The sequence below is a fragment of the Sporosarcina sp. A2 genome, from assembly GCF_050858885.1.
GTDB lineage: Bacteria > Bacillota > Bacilli > Bacillales_A > Planococcaceae > Sporosarcina.
The window spans coordinates 3196833-3222561 of the sequence record NZ_CP193898.1 but is presented as its reverse complement, the minus strand read 5'-3'; the positions used below and the strand labels follow the sequence as shown (position 1 = coordinate 3222561).

Annotated in this window: 23 protein-coding genes; 10 read left to right on the top strand and 13 right to left on the bottom strand. The window is 40.3% G+C overall.

The annotated features are described in order from the left end of the window. Positions 1–24 precede the first annotated feature (24 nt). Together ACRPI0_RS16380 and ACRPI0_RS16375 are read left to right on the top strand one after the other, a co-directional pair. A complete protein-coding gene (locus tag ACRPI0_RS16380; RefSeq protein ID WP_432353830.1) occupies positions 25–933 on the top strand; it encodes an EamA family transporter in 909 nt (302 codons plus the stop codon). Between the two features lie 86 nt (positions 934–1019). Next, complete coding sequence (locus ACRPI0_RS16375; RefSeq protein ID WP_432353828.1) at positions 1020–2213, top strand: alanyl-tRNA editing protein; 1194 nt, start codon at positions 1020–1022, stop codon at positions 2211–2213. 62 nt (positions 2214–2275) lie between these two features. Here the strand turns inward: ACRPI0_RS16375 and ACRPI0_RS16370 are convergent, their stop codons facing one another. Together ACRPI0_RS16370 and ACRPI0_RS16365 are read right to left on the bottom strand one after the other, a co-directional pair. Then, entirely contained in the window at positions 2276–3262 is a 987-nt protein-coding gene (locus ACRPI0_RS16370; RefSeq protein ID WP_432353826.1) for a c-type cytochrome, read from the bottom strand. Positions 3263–3474: 212 nt separating this feature from the next. Continuing rightward, positions 3475–4308 carry a c-type cytochrome gene (locus ACRPI0_RS16365; protein WP_432353824.1) on the bottom strand — a complete coding sequence of 278 codons (834 nt, stop codon included), beginning with the start codon at positions 4306–4308 and terminating at the stop codon, positions 3475–3477. Between the two features lie 483 nt (positions 4309–4791). On the opposite strand from ACRPI0_RS16365, the gene ACRPI0_RS16360 reads away from it, so the two are divergent. The 7 genes from ACRPI0_RS16360 (at position 4792) to yiaA (ending at position 12723) form a co-directional block, all read left to right on the top strand. Then, on the top strand, positions 4792–6156 hold the full coding sequence (locus ACRPI0_RS16360) for an alanine/glycine:cation symporter family protein (protein ID WP_432355995.1): 1365 nt from the start codon (positions 4792–4794) through the stop codon (positions 6154–6156). Positions 6157–6295: 139 nt separating this feature from the next. Further along, positions 6296–7246 carry an ABC transporter ATP-binding protein gene (locus tag ACRPI0_RS16355; RefSeq protein WP_432353823.1) on the top strand — a complete coding sequence of 317 codons (951 nt, stop codon included), beginning with the start codon at positions 6296–6298 and terminating at the stop codon, positions 7244–7246. Beyond that, positions 7243–8760, top strand: a complete 1518-nt coding sequence (gene opuFB, locus ACRPI0_RS16350) for an osmoprotectant update ABC transporter permease/substrate-binding subunit OpuFB (RefSeq protein ID WP_432353821.1) — start codon at positions 7243–7245, stop codon at positions 8758–8760. The genes ACRPI0_RS16355 and opuFB overlap by 4 nt, the downstream gene beginning before the upstream one ends. Before the next feature lie 664 nt (positions 8761–9424). Further along, positions 9425–10141, top strand: coding sequence for a 3-ketoacyl-ACP reductase (locus ACRPI0_RS16345; protein WP_432353819.1), 717 nt, complete (start codon positions 9425–9427; stop codon positions 10139–10141). A gap of 687 nt (positions 10142–10828) precedes the next feature. Further along, complete coding sequence (locus tag ACRPI0_RS16340; protein ID WP_432353817.1) at positions 10829–11488, top strand: acyltransferase family protein; 660 nt, start codon at positions 10829–10831, stop codon at positions 11486–11488. Positions 11489–11617: 129 nt separating this feature from the next. Beyond that, on the top strand, positions 11618–12067 hold the full coding sequence (locus ACRPI0_RS16335) for a hypothetical protein (RefSeq protein WP_432353815.1): 450 nt from the start codon (positions 11618–11620) through the stop codon (positions 12065–12067). A gap of 185 nt (positions 12068–12252) precedes the next feature. Further along, positions 12253–12723 carry an inner membrane protein YiaA gene (gene yiaA / locus ACRPI0_RS16330; RefSeq protein WP_432353814.1) on the top strand — a complete coding sequence of 157 codons (471 nt, stop codon included), beginning with the start codon at positions 12253–12255 and terminating at the stop codon, positions 12721–12723. Between the two features lie 105 nt (positions 12724–12828). On the opposite strand, the gene yedF is transcribed toward yiaA, so the two are convergent. The 4 genes from yedF to ACRPI0_RS16310 form a co-directional block, all read right to left on the bottom strand. Next, positions 12829–13068 (bottom strand): sulfurtransferase-like selenium metabolism protein YedF, encoded by a 240-nt coding sequence (gene yedF / locus ACRPI0_RS16325; RefSeq protein WP_432353812.1) that lies wholly within the window; start codon positions 13066–13068, stop codon positions 12829–12831. Then, positions 13058–14266 (bottom strand): selenium metabolism membrane protein YedE/FdhT, encoded by a 1209-nt coding sequence (gene yedE, locus ACRPI0_RS16320; protein ID WP_432353810.1) that lies wholly within the window; start codon positions 14264–14266, stop codon positions 13058–13060. The genes yedF and yedE overlap by 11 nt, the downstream gene beginning before the upstream one ends. A gap of 416 nt (positions 14267–14682) precedes the next feature. Beyond that, the gene (locus ACRPI0_RS16315) at positions 14683–18888 is read right to left on the bottom strand and encodes a S8 family serine peptidase (RefSeq protein WP_432353809.1); all 4206 of its coding nucleotides are present in this window, start codon (positions 18886–18888) and stop codon (positions 14683–14685) included. A gap of 241 nt (positions 18889–19129) precedes the next feature. Then, positions 19130–19480 carry a protease inhibitor I9 family protein gene (locus tag ACRPI0_RS16310; RefSeq protein ID WP_432353808.1) on the bottom strand — a complete coding sequence of 117 codons (351 nt, stop codon included), beginning with the start codon at positions 19478–19480 and terminating at the stop codon, positions 19130–19132. Between the two features lie 169 nt (positions 19481–19649). Here ACRPI0_RS16310 and ACRPI0_RS16305 point away from each other — a divergent pair, with 169 nt between their 5' ends. Then, positions 19650–20057 carry a VOC family protein gene (locus ACRPI0_RS16305; protein ID WP_432353807.1) on the top strand — a complete coding sequence of 136 codons (408 nt, stop codon included), beginning with the start codon at positions 19650–19652 and terminating at the stop codon, positions 20055–20057. Between the two features lie 145 nt (positions 20058–20202). On the opposite strand, the gene ACRPI0_RS16300 is transcribed toward ACRPI0_RS16305, so the two are convergent. From ACRPI0_RS16300 to ACRPI0_RS16270, 7 genes are all read right to left on the bottom strand, one after another. Next, complete coding sequence (locus tag ACRPI0_RS16300; RefSeq protein WP_432353806.1) at positions 20203–21507, bottom strand: serine hydrolase; 1305 nt, start codon at positions 21505–21507, stop codon at positions 20203–20205. A gap of 821 nt (positions 21508–22328) precedes the next feature. After that, a complete protein-coding gene (locus ACRPI0_RS16295; protein ID WP_432355994.1) occupies positions 22329–22568 on the bottom strand; it encodes an indolepyruvate ferredoxin oxidoreductase subunit alpha in 240 nt (79 codons plus the stop codon). Between the two features lie 19 nt (positions 22569–22587). Then, complete coding sequence (locus tag ACRPI0_RS16290) at positions 22588–23073, bottom strand: DUF1189 family protein (RefSeq protein WP_432353805.1); 486 nt, start codon at positions 23071–23073, stop codon at positions 22588–22590. 37 nt (positions 23074–23110) lie between these two features. After that, a complete protein-coding gene (locus tag ACRPI0_RS16285; protein WP_432353804.1) occupies positions 23111–23617 on the bottom strand; it encodes a flavin reductase family protein in 507 nt (168 codons plus the stop codon). A gap of 4 nt (positions 23618–23621) precedes the next feature. Further along, positions 23622–24152: a YwhD family protein gene (locus tag ACRPI0_RS16280; protein ID WP_432353803.1), complete on the bottom strand. Its 531-nt coding sequence runs from the start codon at positions 24150–24152 to the stop codon at positions 23622–23624. A 72-nt stretch (positions 24153–24224) separates the two neighbouring features. Beyond that, entirely contained in the window at positions 24225–24848 is a 624-nt protein-coding gene (locus ACRPI0_RS16275; RefSeq protein WP_432353802.1) for a superoxide dismutase, read from the bottom strand. 185 nt (positions 24849–25033) lie between these two features. Beyond that, a complete protein-coding gene (locus ACRPI0_RS16270; RefSeq protein WP_432353801.1) occupies positions 25034–25684 on the bottom strand; it encodes a helix-turn-helix transcriptional regulator in 651 nt (216 codons plus the stop codon). Between the last annotated feature and the right edge of the window lie 45 nt (positions 25685–25729).

The following is a 25729-nucleotide window of genomic DNA, read 5'->3' as shown; positions in this document are numbered from 1 at the left end:
GGGAAGCTTAGGAGGAATTACAATATGAAATTTTGGATTTATCCGCTACTCGTAATTGTGGCTTCCAGTAGTTATGGAATCCTCTCGTCAATTGTTAAATTGGCAATCAAGGATGGATATTCGGCTTCTCAAGCTGTTACTAGTCAATACATCATCGGTTTTCTGATAGCCGTTATTCTATATATCATCATACAACACAAACTTCCCCGATTTAGAGGTGGATGGATATTAATACTTGCAGGCTTTTTCACAGCATTAACAGGTATTGTTTACGGTAAAACGATTGAGTATATGCCTGCTTCGTTAGCTGTAGTGATGCTTTTTCAATTCACGTGGATTGGCATGCTTTTTGACTGCATTAGCAGACGTCGTCTCCCGAAAAGAATCGAAGTCTTTTCACTCGTCTTCTTATTTACAGGAACAATTTTTGCCGCCGGTATTCTCAATGTGGATTTAAGTGGAATTCCTTGGCAAGGTTGGGCATTCGGCTTGGCTTCAGCAGCTAGTTTCGCTTCATTTGTAATGGCGAATCAAAAAGCTGTTGAAGGAATGGACACAACCACACGTCTCCTTTTCACTTCCTTATTCGCAGCAATCGTTATTCTTTTCTTCCAATCTCCTGAAATTGTCTGGACGGGTCAATTATTTACTTCTAGTCTCTTATTGTATGGATTAGTTCTTGGGTTATTTGGAATCATCATCCCAATTTACTTATTTTCAATCGCAGTTCCTAAAGTGGGAACCGCAATGACGTCCATTTTAAGCGCTATGGAGCTCCCGGTCGCTATGACTGCTTCGGTTCTCTTGGTTGGCGAACATATAACATTCATTCAGATTATCGGCATCTTCATTATTCTAATTGGAATGACATTACCGTCTCTTGATCAACGAAGACTGAAGAAGAAACAACCTAAACCGTCCGAACTGCTTTAGAGCAGTTTGGACGGTTTTGCATATCCACACGTTACCTCGTACAATGGATATATAGAAAATCAGTGAAATCAGAGAGGGGTTTTTCCATGTTGCAAGATCGTCTTTATTACCAAGATCCTTACCGTGTCAGCTTTACAAGCGTAGTCACTCAGCACTCAATCGATGAACAAAATCGTCCGTTCGCAGTACTCGAAAATACTGCGTTCTATCCAACTGGTGGTGGTCAGCCTCATGATACTGGCCATATCGCATCAGTTGCGGTGCTGGATGTAGAGGAAGTAGATGGGGAAATCCGTCATTATTTAGAACGTCCTCTGTCGTCTAACGGGACCGTTTCGGCTGAAATTGACTGGTCGCGGAGATTCGATCACATGCAGCAACATACGGGTCAACACATTTTAACAGCTTCTTTCGTAGAGCTTTTCAATTATCCTACTGTCAGTTTCCACCTAGGTCGAGAAATCGTCACGATTGACTTGGAAACTGAATCTGTTTCTTTAGATGAACTACACGCGGTTGAAACTCTTGCTAACGCAGTCATTCTTGAAAATCGTACGATTGAACAAAATTGGGTAACACAACAAGAGCTATCTAAGTATTCGCTACGAAAACAAGTAAGTGTTAACGAGGAAATCCGACTCGTGATCATTCCTGAATTCGACACGAATGGGTGCGGAGGTACTCATCCCTCTTCAACTGGCCAGGTCGGTTCCCTGAAGGTCCTCTCTACTGAAAAACAGAAAAAGCATACACGGATTCACTTTGTGTGTGGTGGACGTGTTCTCCACCAACTCGGATCGGTCCACCATGAACTATCCGAAGTTGCACAATTACTTAGTGCTCCACTTGAACAAGTAGCTGTAGCAACACATAAACTGCTCGAATCGCATCATCTACTTGAGAAACAACTAGATTCAGCAAATGAACAATTGCTTGACGTCGAAGCAGCAGCACTCGCTAATCGTAAAACAACTATTATTCGTCAAACTTATACAGACCGTTCTATGCAAGAGTTGCAGAAACTAGCTCGTAAAACGCTTGCTCTTCGTGAACAAGCCGTAGTTTTGCTAGTCTCGGATGATGGTGAGAAGTTGCAATTCGTAGCTTCTCGTACGAATTCGCTAACACCTGATATGCGAACAGTGTCATCTATCGCTCTGCCTGCAATAGAGGGCAAAGGTGGTGGCTCGGCTTCTGCAGTCCAAGGCGGTGGAGCACGGACTATGTCTGCTGAAGATCTAACAGAGTTACTCGCGCGCTCCATTCCTGTACATGCTTAAATACAGTGACAGAAAACCCCCAAACTGCCCGCAGATTATGCGGGGTTTAGGGGGTTTTCCTTTTATTCTTTCTTACCTATAACTGCTTCCCAGTCGATTGTACCGGCTTTAATTTCGTCGCGACGTTCTTTTGTCATCGAGTCGCTTGGACGTCCACCATTTGGCCAATCTCCATCGTGATGAGCGAACTCAGGACGGTCTTGTGAAAGGATAAAGGCTGAAACGTCAGCCACTTCCTGATCTGAAAGACTACCTGGATTTCCGACTGGCATATTGTTGTGCACATAGCCAGCCATTTTTGTCAGACGCGCTATTCCAGCTCCGTCGTTAAAGGATCCATCACCCCATAGTGCAGGACCAGTGTTTGAACCCGTTCCACTTCCGTCACCCGCGTGACATGTTGCACAAGATTGCTGATATACCTTTTCACCATCTGCAACACTCGGCACAGGCATGTCGTCCATACTGTTTTGATGACGCCATGACAACTCAGCGCCAACAGGAATCCCTTCAGAGATATAAGTCATATACGCGACCATCGCTTTTAAATCAGGATCATTACTCTCGAACTTTGTTCCGTTCATGCTTCGCACCATACATCCATTGATGCGATCTTCTAATGATACAATTTTACCAGAACGACCGATGTACATTGGGTATACCGCAGACATTCCTACTAAAGAAGAAACTTCACTGTCCAAACCGGCACCTGCGTGACAACTCGTACATGAGAGTTCGTTTACTAGTTTTTCACCATCTTCTGTAGTCGGGGCCTCGCTTCTTAGAACAGTAGACGTATCGTTAACTAAATCATATCCGCGATTAATAGCGTCACCGAGCTCTCCTTCTGGGACATCATCCATTGAAGGTGGATTGTGCTCTATTTCCCCATTGCCAGCATCCTCAGATTCGTTTTCAGTTTCAATGACATCTGCCGGATTTTCATTTTCTGCTGCTTTGTTTGTTTTCAATTGGAAAGACATAAGAATAATAGTTAGTGCAAAAACAGCTACTAAAACAGTTAATACTAAAGTCGATGTTTTCCTCATTTTAGTTCCTCCTATCTTTGTGACTATTGTATCAAACACTATACTACTATTCCATGGTATCAAAGGAAAAAGGAGTGAAATAGGGAATTCCCTTACTGCTTTTTAAGGATTTTAAAAATCAAGAAAACATCCATAAATTTCTCTATGGATGTTGTTTTTTAGTTATGACCTAATACTTTTTCCCAATCGATTGACCCGTCCTTTACTTGCTGTTACTTCTCTTTGTTCATAATATCTTTTGGTCCATTACCTTTTGGCCAGTCTTCTTCACTATTTTCAAATTCTGGTCGATCTTGAGAGAAGATGAACGCAGTCACGTCTGCTGCCTCTTGCAAGGTAAGAGATCCTGAATCTGTTTTAGGCAAATTCTTTTGAGCAAAACCTGTCATTTTCGACATTCTTCCCATACCTGCTCCATCGTTGAAAGATCCTTCTCCCCAAAGTGCCGGTCCAGTTGTAGGGCCAGATCCTGCACCATCTGTTGCTTGGCAGGCGATGCAAGATTGCTGAAAGATGGAATTTCCTTTGTCAACGTTAGGTATCGGTACTTCGTCCACTTCATTTTTCCCCAGCCATGGCAAGTCCGCACCTTGAGGAACTCCCTCTGAAATATATGACAAATAGGCAACCATTGCTGACAAATCCTCATCATCATCTTCAAATTCCACATAATTCATACTACGTACCATACATCCATTAATACGATCCTGGATTGTTGACATTTTGTCGTTCCGGGAACGATGCTTCGGATATTTTGTAGTGACACCAACTAGTGTGGAAACATTTTGGTCTAAGCCAGCACCCGCATGACAACTCGTACAAGCAAGCTGACTCATCACTTCATCCCCATCAGATATCTCTGATTTCCTTCTTAATTCAATGGCAGTATCCATCATGAAAGTATACCCTCTCTGAATCGCTACACCGTCAGGCCCGTCCGGAACGTCTTCCATGGATGGCGGATCGTACGAAACGTCAATCTGTTCTAATGCCTCTTCTATTGTTCCATTTGCAATCGTTGCTTGCCTTTCTTTGCTTTCTTGCAACTCATGAGCTAATACAAAAATAACAATAGCACCAACAATTGCTGCTAGACTTAGTAGTATTGTTACTTTGTTTTTCGCGTGTCTATCCTCCTATATTTTTTGCACTTGAAGCACCTCAAGCACGACTTCTACCTCTCTATTCTTCAGTTATTTTAAGTAATACTACTAAATTAATAAGGTCTTTTATGTAATTACAGATAGATATAATTCTCTCTCCTTTGGAATTTACATTAAACTTCCTCTTTGAGAATAGACAAATTCATCCTACTTTACACTTGATTAGAATAACACTTCTAATCAAGTGTTTTCTAATTAAAATCAAAAATAACAGTATTTTCTGTTATATTTAAATATTTGACAACCTTTTTATTGTTTTACTAATATTGTAGTTAGATTAGTGAGTAAATCAGAATTCACTTTTTTCAGGAGGTGCAAGTTTGATCTTCCATGCACGATTTTAAATACATAAAGGGGATGACTCAGTTGAATGCGTTTACAAAGTGGGTAGAAGTAATTTCAAACTTTTTATGGGGTGCACCGATTATCATACTCCTGATTGGAGGAGGGCTTTTTCTAACAATCAGACTCGGATTCTTCCAATTTAGGTATATGCCACATATTCTTAGGCAAACCTTTGGAAAGATGTTATCTAAAGGCTCTGGAGATGGAACATTAACGCCATTCCAAGCAACGACTTCTGCTCTTGCTTCCACTATGGGGGCTGCGAATATTGTAGGAGTTCCAGTAGCAATTGCACTTGGTGGCCCAGGTGCTATTTTTTGGATGTGGCTAGTTGCGTTAATCGGAATTGGAACAAAGTATTCTGAAGTCGTCTTAGGAATAACCTATCGGGAAAAGAACGCAGCTGGGGATTATGTCGGCGGACCTATGTATTATATTAAAAAAGGGTTAGGCTGGAAGAAAGTTGCGTATGTCTTTGCCTTTGCACTAATGATTGAGATCATTGCGAGCACAATGGTCCAGTCGAATTCAATCGCCACTACAATTGAAAGCTCGTTCGGGTTGTCACCTATCCTAACTGGACTTCTCGTAGCACTTCTAGTGGCGCTAGTTTCTTTCGGTGGTATCAAAGCAATTGGCCGTGTGACAGAGCGGCTTATTCCATCAATGGTTGTCGTATACATAGTCAGCGCACTCATTGTAATCGCTTTTAACATTACAGAGGTTCCCGCTGCATTTGGACTCATTTTCAAGTATGCATTCCAACCGTTATCTGCTGCTGGTGGATTTGCGGGTGCAGGTGTTGCGGCAGCAATTCGATGGGGATTAGCCCGGGGACTTTACTCTAACGAAGCAGGGATCGGTACTGCTCCGATTGCGCATGCTGCTGCTGTAAATAATCATCCTGCTAAGCAAGGTTTTTGGGGCGTTTTCGAAGTCATTGTCGATACACTCATCGTGTGTACAATGACAGCAATGGTTGTATTAACGACAGGCGTTTGGAAAGTCATCGATGCTGAGAATGCATCATCTATGGTGACAGAAGCGTACAGTACTGTGTTTGGTGCAACAATTGGAGGCATCATTATATCCATTGTCCTCTTCTTATTCGTCATTACGACCGTCGTCGTAATCATCTATTATGGTGAGAAACAAGCCGAGTTCTTATTCGGAACTGGCTTTTCAAAAGTGATGCGTGTCGTTTACATCATCGCGATTCTCGTTGGAGCACTTGGCGGTCTACAATTCGTTTGGGAATTCCTCGATTTACTATTAGCAATTGTCGTAGTACCGAACGTCATCGCAGTACTATTCTTAAGTGGAAAAGTGCGAGATGTAACGACGGATTACTTCACAAATCTTTATCCGTTAGAACGAAAAAAATAAACTATGTACACTAAACCTCCAAATACGATCATACGCTCGTATATCGGAGGTTTCTTTTCGTCATTTAGGGATATAGGTATAACTGTATCTTACTGTACTATATTCATAGTGAGGATTCGGGAAAAGAGGAGCGGTGTAGATGATAAAGTTTGAAGACGTTTCAAAATCTTATGATGGAAAAACGAATGTCGTGGATTCATTAGACTTCGAAATTGAAGAAGGTGAATTTTTGGTACTTATAGGCCCAAGCGGATGCGGAAAAACAACAACGCTTAAAATGATTAATCGCTTAATTCCATTAACGACAGGCACGATACGCATTCATGATAAAAAGATTAGTGATTATGCCATTCACGAACTACGCTGGCAAATTGGTTACGTTCTCCAACAGATTGCTCTGTTTCCGCATATGACAATCGAAGAGAATATTTCAATAGTTCCTGAACTGAAACAATGGAAAAAAGACCGCATCCATGATCGCGTGACGGAATTACTAGATATGGCTGGTCTCGATCCAGAAACGTATCGGAAGCGTATGCCTAGTGAATTATCAGGAGGTCAGCAACAACGCGTTGGAGTCGTCCGTGCACTGGCAGCTGATCCCGATATTGTGTTAATGGACGAGCCGTTCAGCGCACTCGATCCGATCAGTCGATCGAAGTTGCAAGAGGATTTGTTACATTTACAACGAACGATAAAGAAAACAATTGTGTTCGTAACGCACGATATCCAAGAAGCCTTAAAGCTCGGAGATCGAATTTGTATTATGAAGGATGGGAAAATTGAGCAATTAGGAACACCTGAAGAAATTTTAACTACTCCCTCCTCACCCTTTGTACAAGAGTTCATTGGACCACAAGGCCCGCAACCTTTCGTCATTCGCGCTCATATGAAGCCTATTTTAACATCCAAAGACTTAAACATCCCTAAAATTTCTATTGAAGCTGGATGGAGTGTCGTTCTCGATGCATTGCTGGTAGCGGATCTTGTAGCTGTTGAAAGTGATAATCAGATTGTTGGTACTCTCTCTCGGAAAACGCTTCTTACCTTTTTAGCGAAACATGAAAAAGAAAGGACGGCGACAGCATGAGTCATTTCTTCGATGTGTTTCAAGATCGCAAAGGGGAATTGGCAGGTGCACTGTTAGAGCACATTCAAATTTCATTAATTGCACTCGTATTTGCTGTACTCATTTCCATTCCACTTGGCATCTATTTAACGAATAAGCAACGAATTGCAGAAAGCGTTATTGGTGCCAGTGCGGTGCTACAAACCATTCCGTCACTTGCATTATTAGGTTTACTGATTCCACTTCTAGGAATCGGAAAAGTACCGGCTATTATCGCCCTTGTTGCGTATGCATTGCTCCCTATTTTGCGCAATACATATACAGGGATCAAAGAAGTCGATCCTTCTTTAAAAGAAGCCGCCACGGCAATGGGAATGACGAATTGGAAACGACTAACTAAAGTTGAACTACCGCTTGCGATGCCTGTCATCATGGCTGGGATACGGACATCGATGGTATTGATTGTTGGAACGGCTACGCTTGCCGCTCTGATTGGTGCTGGCGGTCTTGGAGATTTAATCCTCCTGGGAATCGACCGCAATAACCCTTCTCTTATTGTAATGGGAGCTATTCCTGCAGCACTTCTAGCGCTCGCATTCGACTTTTTGCTTAAGAAATTTGAAGGTCTTTCCTTTAAACGAGCCGCTACCGCTCTTATTGTATTTTTTGTTATCGCGCTACTCGTTATCGTGATTCCTTTCCTATCCGGACGTTCGAATAATCAATTTGTGCTTGGTGCGAAGCTAGGGGCTGAACCTGAAATTCTCGTTAATATGTACAAGCTACTCATTGAAGATGAAACGGATCTGACCGTTGAACTAAAACCGGGACTTGGAAAAACCTCGTTTGTGTTCAATGCACTTAAGTCCGGCAGTATTGACATGTACCCGGAATTTACCGGAACCGCATTATCTGAGTTTTTGAAAGAACCAGCAGTTAGCAACGATCGAAAGGAAGTTTACGAACAAGCGCATGATGGGCTTGCAGAGCAATTCGATATGACATTGTTGCCACCGATGTCCTATAACAATACGTATACACTTGCAATTTCCAAGCAGTTTGAAGAACAGTCCGGTGTGAAGACAATTTCGGACTTAGCTGCTGTCGAAAATAATGTTAAAGCAGGATTCACACTTGAATTTAACGACCGCGAAGATGGTTATAAAGGCATTCAAAAGCTGTATGACTTGAACTTCCCTTCTGTAAAAACGATGGAGCCAAAATTACGATATCAAGCGATAGAAACGGGTGATATCAACTTAATGGATGCCTATTCGACCGACAGCGAGCTTAAAGAGTATGAAATGACCGTACTCGAAGATGATAAAGAGCTGTTTCCGCCCTATCAAGGCGCACCACTTATGTTGAAGAAAACGCTCGATAAGTACCCTGAGCTAGAAGACGTATTAAATAAGCTTGCGGGGAAAGTAACAGATGATGAAATGCGTGATATGAATTTCCGCGTAAATTCTGATGGGGAAAATCCTGAGGATGTGGCACGCGAGTTTCTTGAAAATGCTGGATTGTTAAAGTGAAGAAAGGGGTGCCACATAAGCCCTCTCTCCGTGGGGCCAAGGGTCCTTTTGCATTCTCCGAGGTATTGTAGTGAATGTCCGACACTTGGAGTGCTTTCTCTTACAAGTAGAAACGTTTCTCCTTCACTTCTTGGGATTTCTCCGACACTCAGTAGAGTTTCTCGATATCGGGACACAATTTAACTACTATTAGGAAGAGTTAGCCTGCAAGTAAAAACTAACTCAAGCAAAAAAGGGACCCTTTTTTAGATCCCTTTAGGCTACTTCTTTTCAGATTGCTTCTGTTCCAGTCTTTCTAAACGCGCATTTTGTTTCTCAATAGTCTTTTGCAACTTAGCTGTTTTTTTCCTCTCCATCTCCAGCTTTCTTTTTGACTTGTTTTCGTACCCTCTTAATGCTTTTAACGCTGCAGAGATTGCGAATACTAGGAGAAGTATGGGCAGGAGCATTTTCAAGACAATAAAAATACCTGTACCTAACATAAAACGATCCTTTCCATATAGTTCTTTATATTATTTATGAGTTGTGCGAATTGGTTTCTTTTATCATACCATTTGTCATTATAATAAGGACGCTTTTAAAACTAAGACGTATTCTTCGTATGGTTTCTTATCCTTTGCTATACTTCATAAATCAGAAATTCAGGTTAAAAGGGAGTAATTTCATGCAACTTATATCAGGTAAAAATGCTATCATTACAGGAGCAGGACGAGGAATTGGTCGCGCTACTGGAATCGCATTTGCAAAAGAAGGAATTCATGTTGGGCTCATCGGCAAAACACTCGCTAACTTGGAAAACGTAGCCGAAGAGTTACGTCAATACGGTGTTAATGTCGCAATTGCTTCAGCCGATGTGTCCGATCAAGAAGCCATTACTAATGCTGTTCAGCAGGTTACCTCTGAACTTGGATCCATTGATATTCTCGTGAATAATGCTGGAATCGGCAAGTTCGGCAAATTCATGGAGTTGTCTCCAGAAGAATTCAAAAATATTATAGACGTTAACTTAATGGGAGTTTACTATACGACAAGAGCTGTACTTCCCGGAATGATTGATAGACAATCAGGAGATATCATTAATGTTGCTTCCACTGCGGGGCAAAAAGGTGCTCCTGTCACTAGTGCATATAGTACGTCTAAATTTGGAGTGCTTGGACTTACCGAGTCACTTATGCTTGAAGTTCGTAAACATAATATCCGTGTCAGTGCACTTACGCCAAGCACCGTTGCAACTGACTTGGCAATGGGTGAAAACTTAACTGACGGAAATCCTGAAAAAGTGATGCAGCCTGAGGATTTAGCAGATGTCATGGTGGCCCAGTTAAAATTACATCCACGTGTCCTCTTGAAGTCAGCAGGTCTCTGGTCTACAAATCCATAATTAAAAACAAAAAGAATCCGTTATGGATTCTTTTTGTTTTTTGAAAATCTTTATCTTTGGCTACATACTACTAGTTTGAACATCTTTTATCTTTTGTATTTTTCTTATTCCTATTTCGTTCCACTGTGCATAACCTCGATGCTTATGACTGTCTTCGTATTTTAAAGCCTTCGTTACTTTGCATTCTCCATTTTTTCCCTGTATACTGGCAGTTGGTCTGTCCAAAAAGCCACTTAAGGAGTGACTTTCGATGAAAAAAGAAATCACTTCCATCTACTACGCACGACTTTTTGCCATGTTATTTGTTGTGCTAGTGCATACAACCGCTCAATAACGACATCTATTTACCGTGCCTTCTATTCAGAATACGTTCTATTTCTTTCTGAATAAAATCATTCGTGTTGAGGGCGGCATGTTTGTTATGATCATGGGAATTGTGTTCTTCTACATGTATCGTGACCGGCCTTTCACTAAAGAGTTACTTGTTTCCTATTGGTAAAAGCGTGTTACATACATTCTCATTCCTTACCTTGTTTGGCCATTAATTTATGAAGTTGAAATGTGGCATTACCAAGATCGACCACTCATCTTGTCTGATATCGTTCATAGGATATTGTTCGGGAAAGCAAATACCAACTCTATTTCATATTTATCGTTGTACAATTCTACTTAGTCTTTCCTCTCCTAATGGTAATGGTCCGTAAATTCACGTTTTTCCGTAAGTACTTATGGCTTTTCGGAATTGCAGCTGAGTATGCTCATTACCAGTTTTCCATGCATACGGACTTTGTCACAGTCCCTCTTATGTTTAACTTCATTGGCTCGTATATGCTTGGCGCCTGGATAGGTGTCCATTACGAAGCCATTATCGAAAAGATGACAAAGAAGAAGATGATTATTGCTAGAACCAGCGGCCTGCTTCTCGGTTTGACGTATGTATTCATCCGATATCGAAACACCTATTTCGAACGATTACCAATTGACCCCGACTATTACAAAATGATCGGAATCTTATTCAAAGTGATAGGAAGTCTGTTCTTCTTCTACTTTGCAGAGTATTTGGTACGGTGGTCAAGTCAAAAAAGTGTTCACCGGATGCGCAGTATTGCGTACTACTCCTTCGGTTTTTACTTGATGCACCCACTCGTACTTTTACAAGTAATGAAGTACTTGCCAACACGTGGTACACCGATGTCTTGGCACATTACAATACTTTTACAATATACAATTACAGTGATTCTTTGTTATCTCATCATCTGGTTTTTCCATCGATTCGTACCATTCGCAAGCTTTATATTCGGGAAGCTTCCGAGGAATGCAAAGTTGTTTTGGCAAATTAAAGAATAGCAGATGCTCCAGTTCAGAGTCCTTCTCCCTACTATGAAATTCTTTCTTAAAAACTTTCAGGGTTATCGACCATTCAACGGTTTTCTTTTTACGCAGAATTGATTATCATAAACAAGGGAGGCGATTCTATTGAAAAAAGCGATTATTTTACTACTAGCAGGTATCATGCTTGCTGGATGCAGTGATGCAGACAAGTCTGAGAAGTCTTCAGATTCCGATAAAAAACCTGAAGCTACGGAATCGACAAATTCAGAGTCATCAAATGACCAGGTTACTTTAGAAGAAGGTCTTAAAGGGGACTCTACTGAAGTAGCTTTTGAAGAAGTTGCTCAGGGAGAAGTTCCTTCGAATAAGAAAGTCAGTTTCACGGGCACCATTTTCGCAATTGAAGAAGGCCGCTACGGATTAAAAAGCGATGTTGCGGATTCCTCTGAAGAGGTTCTCTGGGTTGACGATATCCGGTTAGGTGAACGATCAGAAATCCCTGAAGGTACAACTGTTCAAGTTTACGGTAGCTACACAGAGACAGATGAGAACGATGTTCCAAAGATCCGCGCCGTGTTCATGGACCCGAAATAATATACACCTGAATAGGTGGACTCAGATTACCCAGGTAGTTAAATGGGGATTGTGGGTCCACCTTTTTAATTTATGCGCTGACTAAGACGATTGCTCTCTAAAAATAAATAACAGAATAGTGGAAAACCGGTTGCCGATGGATACTGATTTGGATATGATGTTGAAAAGAGGAGGAGAGTCTATCAATGACGAATGATCCTAATGACTTCTTTGAGCGCGAACGTCGTGATGAACCTAAACGAAAAATAGAACGTAAAGACGGAGAACCGACTCCTGCATTTAAAGGAGCTTCCTGGGTAGCACTCGTCATCGGTGTAAGCGCATATCTATTTGGATTGTTCAATGCTGCAATGGAGTTGAATGAAAAAGGTTACTACTTTGCCATTTTGATATTTGGCCTCTATGCGGCAGTCTCTCTACAAAAGGCAGTACGAGATAAAGAGGAAGATATCCCTGTCACGAACATCTACTATGGACTCAGTTGGTTTGCCCTAATTGTAGCGATTTCACTCATGGCGATCGGACTCTATAATGCTGGAAGTATCATCTTAAGTGAAAAGGGCTTTTATGGAATGGCTTTTGTTTTGAGTATCTTTGCAGCCATCACGGTTCAGAAAAACGTTCGGGATACACAAAAAGCTAGAGATTCTAACTAAATGAAGAAACTTAATTACTCTATTAAAAGAGCTGACATCCAAAGTCACAAACTTTGGATGTCAGCTCTTTCTTATTGCTACTTTTAAGTTATTCTATTTTTCACATCAAGCATAAATGTAAAACAGATATTCCTGACCATTCTTAATCGGATCTTTTGCAAACGTGTAGCCATGGGCGATCGCTTCTTCCGGTACATTTCGGAAAGAACCTGGACAATCCGTGATGACTTGTAATAATTCACCTTTTTTCATCCCCTCTAGTGCCTCGAGAGTATAGATAACAGGATAAGGACAAGACTCCCCACGTAGATCGAGTGTGAAATCAGCTTCTTTGTCAGCTTGCATGTTGTTTCACTCCTCTTTTCATTGCCAACTGGCGATGGTAGCGTTTTTCTCGATAAACCGTTAATGCATAAAGTATACCGAGCATTGCGAGCGTTGCAAGAATAGCACCGACCGGACCAAATGATTCCAACAGATTAATTTTCGTTCCGCTTTTAACCAATGTATCATAAACGCCTAAATGATCCCATGCATAGGCTAGGAAAGTTGCGCCGATGATGTTGCCCGCAAATACAGGCAAGAACAAGACTTGTCCTTCCATGAGTCGATACATCATGCCGGTTTCACAACCAGAAGCCATAACAATACCGAGACCAAATAATGCACCACCAACAAATGTGCTTAACGCTGCAATTTGAGTGATTGGCGTTAAGTCATATACGGAAATAATAATAACCGTTAGTATAGAACTGACAGCCATTCCCACGATAATCGCTTTTGCCATGATACTACGACCGACAAGGAATAGATCCCGGAAAGCGGAGGTGAAACAAATTTGACCGCGTTCGATGAGAATTCCGAATGCAAGGCCGAATACTGCTCCTAGGCCCAGTAGTTTTTGTCCAGTTGCAAAGAAGTAGATCATCAAACCAATGTAGACAATGGCGATCGCGCCTCCCACATAAGGCTGAATGACACGTTTTTTTGCTTTAGTTGGATTTGCAGCGCCTCTCGTTAACGTCGGCTTACCTTTCCACCAGCGCATTTTCGTCAACTTCGCTCCAAAGAATGTTCCAACTCCAGTTGCGACAATGAAAATCCAAGAGTGAAATGAGAACTGAGGAACTCCTGTGAAAAATGCAGCCAAGTTACAGCCCAGTGCCAACCGTGCTCCAAATCCTGCAATTATTCCACCGACAAGTCCTTGGACATATCTGCGTTTCTGTTGCGGAAGACGGATTTTGAAATTATTACTCAATAACACCATCATCAAGGCACCAATAAACATTCCCCAGACAATCCAGCCATCCGGACGGCTCCAAGTCGTTCCTTTCAGGTGTACCATGTCATAATATTCCCAGCCGGAAATATCCACCCCGAACAGTTTCAGTATATCCCCCCCAAGTCGAGTGAATTCACCAGTGACAGCCCAAACTGTCGAAGTCAGGCCAAAGTATAAAGCGCTAAGAATCCCTGCAATCAGCAATACAACATAAGGATTCCAATAGCGTTGAAAAACAGGTTGAATAAAATTTTTCATATAGTGTTTCTCCTCCAATAAAGTACTTTTCTATTTTAGACCTTATCGAGGAGAAATCAAATTATGAAAAATTCAAGTTATAAGGAGAAAGGAGCAGTACAGAACAATAGAGTTCTTACTTATTTGCAGACTCACGTATAGCTTGAAATCATTCCGGAAATTAAGAACAAAGCGATGGGCCTTGTCATAGACAATGAATTCGAAACCATTCTCCTTGTATAACTGAATGATAATCGATAGGGATACCAATGTTCGTGGTATTGGGTGCACCCCTACAATCTTCTCGTTCAGATCGTAAAGTTAATTCTATTCTTCAAAAGATGTTTTATTTTTTCCAAGTAAACAAGCATCCCCATTTGGAGATGCCTGTTTGCTTTAACAAATTCCGTTTTCACACTATAGAAAGCACCACTTTTTCACTTCATTGGTTCAAGTCCTAACGCCTTTAAGAAATCATTCAAGCCTTTTGATCCAAGTTTTTCAAGCGGCTTCTTGTTTTTGGCGTTGTCTCCGACTTTCAAGAAATTCTTTTCAATGTAGCGAATATCGGTTTCGTCTACAATTCCATCCTGATTAATGTCTGTACTCGGATGGTTTTTACCGTATTGCGCAACGACACGCATGACATCGTGAATATCTATAACGCCGTCATTGTTCACATCTCCGGCAGGGGCATCCACAGCATCTACCCAAAATTCTTCCCCAACGAACTCACCATTGTACTCGACACCCGGTCGGATTGTCCGTTGTTTGGTTAAATGTCCAGGTACTTCAAAATAGACAGTATACTCTTTTTCCGAAACGGGCATATCGTAGAAGAAGTATTCCCCGTATTCATCTACTTTTGTATGATAGACTTTTCCACTTTTAGATTTTGCATATACTTTTGCACCCATTTTGTCGTAATCTTTGACGTATAAAAACCCGTCATCATGAACAAAGGCTTCAGGTGTGATGAATCCTGACAAAATGGAATGCTTTGGTACAACTTCAAATGGATCCGCAAGAAATACCGGTAAATTTTGTAGTTCCGTTTCACCGTGTTTCTTATATTTGAGGGTATCAACACCTAATGCGCCTGCACCTTCATAATACCCATCACTGATCATTGTAAACGTCACTTCAATGAATGGGCTGTCACCAGTAAATCCATTGAACTCCGCGTCAGATTGAAGTGTTGCGCCAACGTGAAGCATGTTAAACCAAGATTCCTCATCAATACCTGGTTCATCCAACTGAACTTCAATACCATTTTCATCTGCAAACTTCTTAAATTCATCATTTAATGACAGACTTTCAAACTTAAAAATCTCGTGATCATACTCCACACCAAATGTCCCTGACAGTAAATTTTCAACTTGTGATAAATTCAGGGTCATCGTAAATTGATCGTCGAGATACAACTTCTCTTTGTCGTATGTTTGCAACGCATATGGCGTCCCTTTTTTGATAACCGTATATCTAGTAAAACTTCTTGTATCCGCATTGGATGCTAAATCCACAGGTACTAAGTCAATCTCCACGGGGCCAGCTTCAATTTCCTTCGGCAATACGCCAAAACTCATTGCCCCATCTGGCGCTACCCCAAGTGCACTTGGAAACGAATTATTTTGATAAACTGTGACGATGTTTCCTGATTGGTCATATTTAAATCCTTTTCGGTTCAACAGGTCAATCGTTGAATCATAGATATTCGTATGAACCCAAAACGCATTGAGACCAAATTCGTTTGTATACATCGATTCGTCAACTTCAATAATCCCTGGTTGGTGATTTAGGGACGTCATTTCAGGCGGAGTATTATCGACCACCACAACTTGTTCCATTGAGTATTCGGCACCATCTTTATCTGTACCAATTAGTTCATAGAGATAATCCCCTTCAGGTAAGCGGACCCAATCAGTGCCAATCGGATTCTTGGAATCTCCCGTGAATGGAAGAATGTTGCCCATGAAACCTTTGGATGCAAAATAATCCACGCCCGGCTTCAAGTCATAAAATGCCCCAACTACTCCTAATGGCTTGTTTGTTTTAGAGTCTTTAATAACTAGATCTACCTTTTCCATCGGGCTCTTCAAGTTCAACTTTAACCCCATGAATGGAAGCAAGAACGGATGATACTTCCAGACGTTCGGAACGGCTGGACGATCGAAGTCCATTGAAGCGAATCCTTTGCTGGAGAGACGAAGTGCAAATGGAATTTGATGTGTTGCACCATCACCATCTGAAATTCGAATATACCCTTCATACGTTCCGAATGCTGCTTTTTCAGAGGCACTAATTTCCGCTTCAAATTCCACCACGTCACCACCCGCTACAGTCATCTTCTCTGGAACTTTGAGCACCACTCCATTGGAAGCTGCATCTGGACGTTTATCGTTTGCTTGTAAGAAGTCCACTTCAACCGAATAAGACTTCTCTGTGTTCGCACGGTTCGCTAGTTTAATTTTTTTAGTATTCTTAATCGCGTCTCCTTCAGTGATATAGTAACTACCGAATCGAAGAGACCCTGTTTCGTGTTCCAGTGTACTCGGTTCATCATCCTCGACCATGCTGATTTGATCCACTACAGTTACAGCTGTGTCTGCATACACAGCATCGTACACATTGATACGCCCAGCTCCCACTTCATAGACCGAATAATCCTCCTTCATGTCTACTGAGCTGTTCATCAACGCCGCCTTGACTTCAAATGGCGTGTATTCTGGATGTTGTTGCAAGATAAGCGCTGCAGCTCCTGCCACGTGTGGCGCCGCCATTGAGGTTCCTTGGATTCGTGCATAAGCAATTTCATAGTTATTGTCAATGGGATCGTTGACGTATGCTGGGTATGTTGAAAAAATAGCTACCCCTGGTGCAACAAGATCCGGCTTAATATCATAGCTACTTGCGACAGGTCCTCTTGAGCTGAACCCTGCTAAGTAATCTCCTTCTGATTTGATGTTGCTCATTTCTCCAAATGTAAGACTGCTATTCTTCTTAGCGGACTCTACCAATTTCAAACCATCTTCATTAGATACACGGAAAGCAGGTAGATATGAAGTGCTTTCCCCAACGTAATAGGGAATCTGACCTTCAGAATCGTTGAAAACGATTACCGCTTTAGCGCCTGCATACTTTGCATTCATTAGCTTTTCACCAAACGAACGCTGCCCTCTTTGAATCAATGCAATTTTGCCAGCTACATCTTTTCCTTCAAATTCATCTTCCCCACCAAAACCTACATAAACTAACGGATACGATTGACCTTGAAATTCTTCAATCTTATCGGTAAAGTCTTTTGCCAATAACCGCACGTCACTAAACGATGTTTCTTCAGTGGTTGCAGCATACGTCGGCGAAGTTTGTGCCACATCACTTGCTCCAACAGAAATTGGGAGTGCTGCAGTTCCTGGTGCTCCCACTGTTTGTGCATTCGGTCCAGCATTTCCAGCTGCTACGACACTGACGACACCCGAAAGCATCGCATTATTTACCGCGATCGACACAGGGGATAATGGGTCGTTCACTGAAGTCCCTAGAGAGAGGTTGATGACGTCCATTCCATCACGGACCGATTTGTCGATTCCACCCATTACCCCAATCATGTCCCCCATTCCATATGGTCCTAAGACACGATATCCATATAACTCGATACCCGGTGCAACACCTTTAACGGCATAGTCAACGTCGTTTTCTTGTTGTCCAGCGACCGTCCCGGAAACGTGTGTGCCATGGGATGTATAGTAACTACTTTGATAAGGATCAAATTCAGGCTGTCCAGATTTCAACCAGTCTTTATACGTTGTTTCCATTGGGTCCGCATCATCTTCTACAAAATCCCAGCCTTTTACACTATCCGGATCGATTGTAGCTGGATCCTTACCCTCTGAAGACTGATAGCCCTTGTAAGCATTCGCTAAGTCCGGGTGATTGTAATCGATTCCTGTATCAATGACACCGACTTTGACGCCTTCACCAGTGATCCCATCCGCGTGCAATCGATCTACACCGATTTGAGGGATGCTATCGATCATTTTGGGCTCGATTGTTTCTGCTTTGATTTCCGGTAGATCTACCTTCAATTCTTCGTTTTTCCATACTCTCTTCACTAAACCTGTCTTCAGCACTTCCTTTATTGCTGTTCCAGGCATCGTAACGGCCACTCCATTGAACGCATCACGATATTCTAGTGTGATTTCAACGCTGTTCCCTTCAACAGAATGGGAGCCTAATTTGTTGTAAGGCTGCAGTTCCAAACTCTTAATCGCTTTCTTAAATTCGTTGTGGGACTCCTCCACTTTGTTCTTTGCATCCTTTAATGAGATAGCGCTCCGTTTTTCTTGGAGCTGACTTTTAGCCACTGCTACCTTTGCAGGATCTTGTTTAAATTCTATAATGAGCTCTACTGGCGCTTCGCTTTTTTGATTAATGGCTGGATGGACCGTAAATCCGACTTCTTTATCAAGTTCTTGAATCGCCGCACGCTGTTCTTTAGTTAGTTTGTCCAAGAGTTCCCTTGCGTCATTTGTATTCTGTTTTGCTTGGATCGGAAGTGCATGTGTCCCTATTAATGAAGCTGTAACTAGAAATGTAGACATAGCCACTGTCGTAAAACGCTTCGTCATTCGTTTGTTCATCATCTTCTTCCTTTCTGATCTCAGAGTTTTTGTGCATTTTATCCACCAAAACTTTTTTCAACCACTCCCTTTTCTAGTAAATAATTCGAGGGTTCTACGTTAAGCGTACCAATAATTTACGACTTGTAAATTGGGGTAATTTTAATAATGTAAATATTCTATTCAATATCCATTAATTTTTAGACATAAAAAAACCATCTGCACGTAATTTTCACGCAGATGGGCTGATTCTTATTATGGAGGGTTACATTATCGGGTTCTCAGGAATCCGCATTTCACGATTAGGAAAGATCGCTCTGATCACTTGGGAGGACAATAGATGCTGGACAGCAATTCCTTGAAGTTGTAAAGCGACACCGTTTAAACTATTTTTATACTGTTGCATGATTGTGTATGGATAATGCTTTTCCCCCAATAATATCTCGAGTTCCTTTTGAAAGTGTCTATGGCTTTGTTCGACTTGTTCTTTTGCTTGTTCCAATGACAAAAAGGAATTTGATAATATGGCGACATGGGCAGGACTCGTGCTAAACTCAATAATGACCTGCACAAATTCTTCCGTATGCAAATCCACATCAGGATCAATATAAATCACCGTGTTCCTCCTCCCTGTTTGTTCATTGGGTAAAATCATCACACAGATTAAACATTTCTACATGACACACCGAGAAACCTTTGGTCAAAACCAATAAAAACTGAAACACGCCTTATAGTTTCTGAAAGAAATGAAAGAATTTACAAACCTATTAAAGGAGTGAATGTTAATGACACAGTCAATATTACATACAGCTTTGGTAGTTAAAGATTATGATGAGGCTATCGAATTTTATACGAAGAAGCTCAAATTCAAGCTAGTGGAGGATACGTATCAGCCGAAGCAAGATAAGCGCTGGGTAGTAGTATCTCCCTCAGGATCTGGTTCCGCGATACTATTAGCAAAAGCTTCAACACCTGAGCAAGAGCAATTCATTGGAAATCAATCTGGTGGGCGCGTTTTTTTATTTCTAAGGACAGATGATTTTTGGAGAGATTACAATGAAATGGTCTCAATAGGTATAGAGTTCGCGCGGGAACCCAGCGAAGAATCGTATGGAACTGTAGCAGTTTTCAAAGATTTATACGGAAACTTATGGGATTTATTAGAGCTCAATGAAACTCATCCCATGTATTAACGAGTCATAATGTAAGCGAACAATTTTATTAAGCTCCTTTTATGAGAGGTATAAAGAAAATTGCAATCTTTTCCTGGATATCTGTGCGACAAATGTATAGTGCCATCGTTAACTTATAATCCTCAATGGTATTTTTGATTAATTACTATTGGGAGAGTTCTTTCTGGACTTTCAGACGGTAGTCTTCACTGCTGAGTAATTTAGATTCAAAGGAATTCAAGTTATGACTAATCAATATATTTTGCCAGACGTTCAAGTCATCTGTTAGGAGAACCATTTCAATCTTATGTCCTCTGTGGTTTTCTGCATATAATGCATCATTAAGAATGAACGCGGTCGATCCACCCTTTGCACCTAAATGGGTAAATAGCTCCTGGTTTCCTTCGTTAAGTTCCATTGGCCATTCCAATAAATCCCTTGCAGTTTCAGCTGCCTTCGCCGGAAGCTCATCATTCGATATAATCCCCAATAACTTCCCGTAATCATTAGCAGATGCGCCAATCAAACGATCTGACCATACTTTCTGTACCTTCAAAGTCGATTCAAATGTTATCTCTTCAGCCTTGATAGTGCCCTCCTTCATTTGTTTACTTAATTCCTCAGCAAGTTCCCGATATTCCTCATTTGGTAGCGATTCAAGTTCTTTAATTAGTTGCTCCTCATCCATCGATTCTGTTTTTATGTGATCCGGGATTAAAAGAGCACTAACAATCGGATAAACTTCCTCCTGCTGCGTAAGACCAAGTGATTGTGCTCGCTCATTAATAGCAGCTATGCCCAGCAAATCAATCAAATAATCTGTGTTGGCATTAGAGCTGTAGGTCACCATTCCTCTAGCAACGTCATGCAGAATCACCTTATTATTATTAACTTTCCCTTCTTCATTCATCGTCCTCAACCACTCTTCATGTGCGTTGCCATCCGTATTTTTTATGTAATAACGGTTTAAATCGTCTACTGAGACAGCGTGATCTTTATTTAATATGCCGGCATCAATTTGCATTGCGTATTCAACAGCAATCAGCATCTTCACTGTACTTGCCAAGGGTCGAACTCTATCTGAATGATAGGTAATTAATTTTTCACCGTTTTCTTCCAAGTAAAAAGACGTCGACTGTGGATTATCTTTTAAATGGTTCATAACATAATTGGGATTGTCTCGAAATACCGAGTAACCTGCAATTCCAATAACTAGAACAATCGCCCCGTAAATTATCAATCGATTCTTTGTATATGTTTTCTTATCTAACACAATCGATGCAATGAACCCAATAATCAGTGCAACTAAATAATTAACATTAAAAATTACCACTGCAATCATAATTCCTAGCACAATCAGTACCGTTACGATTACTTTTCTAAAGTCTTCTTTCGATTTGTTCTCTTTTTTTAAAGGCATCAGCGTAAATAGAATAATTCCCAAAAGCCCAATCCACGCCCAAATATTCATATAGGAACTTCCTTTCTACCAATTATTTTATACATAAGCACCTTAATACTTTCTCTTTAAAACAAGGATACCGAATCTTCCTTACAGAAAAATTCTTCTCTTTCCACTCTCTATCCTACGTCAATTAAATTCTTTTGATTTTTGGAAAACAAACTATTTATAGGTTACTAGCAAAGTTAGCACAAGTACTGTTAACAGATTTCCCGTGGTAGCTCCTACCTTCTCACCTTTATACGCGTTTACTTGACAGAAGGTTTCGTTAATTGGAGATTAGATCCTAGCATACTCAACCAGGGAATCCTGAACAAAGTTTTAGTGTGAAAGGTCTGTCTGACAAACAAATCCAAGGCTTTTCCTGCAATTTAAGAACGTAGAATCATACGCTACTTTCTGATTGCTCCACCATCAAATAGCCCCCCCTCCAATATGTGAGATAGTCAATCAAACAGAACAAACGTACTAAATATGAAAAATCGAGGTTCTGACATGAAACCCGTCCTACTATTATGTTGATGACAGGAGTCAAGCAACGTTTAGTCTTGAAAGAGATTGTGAAAGTTAGTCACCCCTAATCTTCTGGTCAAAAACCTTATATATGTTTTCAACGGTTCTCGATAGGACTATTACTAAAATGATCTAGTTAAAAAATAAAGCTGCAATGTTTCAGTTAAAATGACTGGAAACAATTGGGGTTTTTATACATTCCAACAATAAAAAAAGAAAGCTGTTTAGGAAGGACAAACCTTCTAAAACGGCTTTCATTAAATTTGAATCGCTATCCAATACAAACTGTATTGGATAATATTGAAGTTTATCAGCTATTAGACAACCCCGAAGTATTCTTTTGCTTTAAGAATTGATGCCAATTCCGCTTCTGGTACCTCATCTTCAAAATAGATGGCTTCAACAGGACAAACAACCACGCAAGCACCGCAATCAATGCATGTATTGGGATTGATCAGAAACTGATCATCGCCCATCGTAATACAATCAACCGGACAAACCTCTACGCAATCAGCCGCCCGTTCTGTCATACACTCCGAAGTTATAACAAATGCCATTATAAAAACTCCTTTCACGTTATCCATCCATACCTTTCCTAATTCTAGGATAGATCAAAATCATTTTTAAAAAAATCACTAGGAATAGTACTAGCAATACGAGATTTAAAGCCCACTGTGTAATACCCAGCACATCAAAAAGAGTGTAGAGCATAATAGGATACGTCAATGCATAAACGGTCATTTTCCATAAAAGTTGATATACTAATTTTCTTTTGGCAACCGCTCTAATTAACACGCCTATTGATGCAAGCAGGAAGATACCTATGGTTCCAAAAAGCATTATGAATGATGGATAAATAAATAAAATTAGCAAAGACTCTTTGCCAAACTCACCGCTGCTTATAGATTTGCTAATTAGTCGTACTCCATTCGGAAATGAAATTAACACATTCAGTAAAACTAGGTAAGTTAGGAAGTCTTTAGTTTTCACACGATTCAATTGAAAAACAGCACGTTTACTTGGCAATAGTAGGCCTAGCTTCAATGCATGTAAAACACCCATACTACTCCCCCATACATATTTCTAACAGAATAACATGTTAATTTTCATGGAAGTTTGTAGGTAATGCCCCCATCTTTCTACCTTGATAAACGAGAGGCGATTTCTTCTCAACAACAATTTCAGATATCTCTCCAATTATAATTGTATGGTCTCCTGCTTCAATTTGTTTAAACGTCTTGCATTGAAGCGTTGCCATTGCCCGCTTAATAATAGGTAGATTATTTTTGGAAAGATCCCAATCACTTTTCTCAAACCGCTCTTGATTACTAGTGCGACTTGCAAATACCGAAGCAATTTCTGCTTGATTATCTGCCAAAATATTAACCGCAAATTTATCTACCTTCTTAAATGATTCGTATGTAGAAACCCTTTTATCTATTGACCATAAAATAAGCAGTGGATCCAATGACACCGATGCAAACGAATTTACTGTTAAGCCAATTGGATTACCCTCTTCATCGATTGTTGTAACAACCGTAACACCAGTAGGATAATTTGCCATCGCCTCTTTAAAAGAACTTACTTTATCTGAATTAATTTGCATTCTCTCACATCCCTAAATGTAGTTGAATCTCTAATTCTTCACTAGATCGTTGCCAATATCCTTCATCATATTCTTTTAGATAATCTCTTAATAACCCCAATGATCTCTCATCCATATGAGAAAGGACAAACTGATTTTTTAAGGACTTATCCATGTAATTTACGTGTTCAGGTAATGATTTATACCCTAACTTAATGCGACGTTCTTCCCTCGACACTAGTATCTCACTAGCTGTTGCACCTGAATAATAAGGGCCCGATCCACTATTTTGAAGCGTAAGCCACACAATCCAATAGCGTTTCGGATTCGGTCCTGCATGTTCTTTTTCAGGTTTAAAGCGGACCATTTTCTCTATCTTGCTTTTGGCATGCAAAGCATCCATATCTATAAAAACATCATTTTCTTCAGGATCTATAATTAGTGGTGTCATATTATCAAGATTAATCGAACCAATACCGAATCCACCATCCCCATCTGTGGAATCGCCACTTAAGATCGTAAAGGACATCTTCTGTTTACTTATACGTTCTGGCAATGATGTTTCACCCCTTCATTTTAGAATGAACGAGATAATATCCCCAAAGGTCTCTTATCTCATAGGTAGCTATTATTTATTCAACGCCGCTGCATATTTACTAGAAACGATATCCCAATTAACCACTTTAAAGAAGTTTGAAATATACTCAGGTCTTCTGTTTTGATAAGCTAAGTAGTAAGCATGTTCCCAAACATCCAATCCTAAAATAGCTGTTTCGCCTACCATAATTGGGTTATCCTGATTTGGTGTGCTTGTTACTTCGACTTGTTTTTCTTTATTGACGACTAACCAAGCCCATCCAGAACCAAATCTTCCTGTTCCCGCTTTCGTAAATTCATCTTGGAATTTTTCAAAGCTACCAAATTTCTTGTCTATCGCCGCTGCTAGGTCCCCGGTCGGTAGATTGTTTTCACAAGGTGTCGTGAGGATTTCCCAGAACAATGAGTGGTTTAAATGCCCACCACCATTATTTCTAACAGCAGTTTGAATTGAAACAGGTAGCGTATCAATATTTGTAAGAAGTTCTTCTAGCGACTTGTCGCTTAACGCCTCATGGCCTTCAAGTGCAGCATTAAGATTATTTACATATGTTTGGTGATGTTTTCCATGGTGGATTTCCATCGTCTGTTGATCAATAACTGGTTCTAATGCATCAAAACCATAACTTAATGCTGGTAGTGTAAATTTAGTCATTTAAATTCCCCCAAAGTTTTTTCGCTTTTTATACTTTATATACCTTTTAGTATAAAAAGTGTCTACCTTCATATTAGAATAAGTAATCAGCCGAAGTCAACAGAGTTGCCTACGATATACTTATTCCTTTATCTTGATAAACTACTACGGATAAAAAGGCAATTAGCTTATAACTTGGCCTTTCTTTAAACGGAAACGTCATCATCATTAAAATTGATAAGAAAATGGCAATGGTTATCGCCGTCAGCTTTGCAACTTGTTCTTTTTACATCTTTCGTATTTAAAACTTCTTTAAACATATTTGTCTCACAATGACATGCCTGCTTAAAATTTTTAGATACCTCAAAGATAGGACAGTTATGTTCAATTAATTCGAACTGGTTATCGTTTATTTTATTGACATCAGCCATATACCCTTTGTCAATTTGAATATTTTTCAACGTATCGACCATTTCTTCGTTTGAAAATCCGGGTTTCATATGAGACAAATAATTATTAGCTAGTCGTTTACCCCGCTTTTCAAATAAGCGATCAATTATTTCATTCCCTTGAATTTCTTGAAGGTCATTCAGAAAATCAACAGTTAGATTATCGTAGCTTTTAGGAAAAAGTTCATCCGCTTGTGATGTTAATGAAAAAACTTGAACAGGTCGTCCTATAGGTTGCTTCATTTCGTACATATCGATAAAAGAGTCTCTTTCCAAAACATTGAGATGCTTTCTGACAGCCATTTCGGTAATCTCTAATGCTTTAGCCATTTGATTTACTGTCAACTCTTTTTCTTTCTTAAATAAATTAAGTAATTTTTCTTTTGTTGTTAAACGAGTATTCTTCAATTTTTTCACCTCCGGAGTCAAGTCCTTATCATAGCATGAATATAT

Coding starts and splice junctions, on each gene's coding strand:
- ACRPI0_RS16380 (WP_432353830.1), top strand. CDS start 25: ATGAAATTTTGGATTTATCCGCTACTCGTAATTGTGGCTTCCAGTAGT.
- ACRPI0_RS16375 (WP_432353828.1), top strand. CDS start 1,020: ATGTTGCAAGATCGTCTTTATTACCAAGATCCTTACCGTGTCAGCTTT.
- ACRPI0_RS16370 (WP_432353826.1), bottom strand. CDS start 3,262: ATGAGGAAAACATCGACTTTAGTATTAACTGTTTTAGTAGCTGTTTTT.
- ACRPI0_RS16355 (WP_432353823.1), top strand. CDS start 6,296: ATGATAAAGTTTGAAGACGTTTCAAAATCTTATGATGGAAAAACGAAT.
- opuFB (WP_432353821.1), top strand. CDS start 7,243: ATGAGTCATTTCTTCGATGTGTTTCAAGATCGCAAAGGGGAATTGGCA.
- ACRPI0_RS16345 (WP_432353819.1), top strand. CDS start 9,425: ATGCAACTTATATCAGGTAAAAATGCTATCATTACAGGAGCAGGACGA.
- ACRPI0_RS16340 (WP_432353817.1), top strand. CDS start 10,829: ATGGTAATGGTCCGTAAATTCACGTTTTTCCGTAAGTACTTATGGCTT.
- yiaA (WP_432353814.1), top strand. CDS start 12,253: ATGACGAATGATCCTAATGACTTCTTTGAGCGCGAACGTCGTGATGAA.
- yedF (WP_432353812.1), bottom strand. CDS start 13,068: ATGCAAGCTGACAAAGAAGCTGATTTCACACTCGATCTACGTGGGGAG.
- yedE (WP_432353810.1), bottom strand. CDS start 14,266: ATGAAAAATTTTATTCAACCTGTTTTTCAACGCTATTGGAATCCTTAT.
- ACRPI0_RS16315 (WP_432353809.1), bottom strand. CDS start 18,888: ATGATGAACAAACGAATGACGAAGCGTTTTACGACAGTGGCTATGTCT.
- ACRPI0_RS16305 (WP_432353807.1), top strand. CDS start 19,650: ATGACACAGTCAATATTACATACAGCTTTGGTAGTTAAAGATTATGAT.
- ACRPI0_RS16300 (WP_432353806.1), bottom strand. CDS start 21,507: ATGAATATTTGGGCGTGGATTGGGCTTTTGGGAATTATTCTATTTACG.
- ACRPI0_RS16295 (WP_432355994.1), bottom strand. CDS start 22,568: ATGGCATTTGTTATAACTTCGGAGTGTATGACAGAACGGGCGGCTGAT.
- ACRPI0_RS16290 (WP_432353805.1), bottom strand. CDS start 23,073: ATGGGTGTTTTACATGCATTGAAGCTAGGCCTACTATTGCCAAGTAAA.
- ACRPI0_RS16285 (WP_432353804.1), bottom strand. CDS start 23,617: ATGCAAATTAATTCAGATAAAGTAAGTTCTTTTAAAGAGGCGATGGCA.
- ACRPI0_RS16275 (WP_432353802.1), bottom strand. CDS start 24,848: ATGACTAAATTTACACTACCAGCATTAAGTTATGGTTTTGATGCATTA.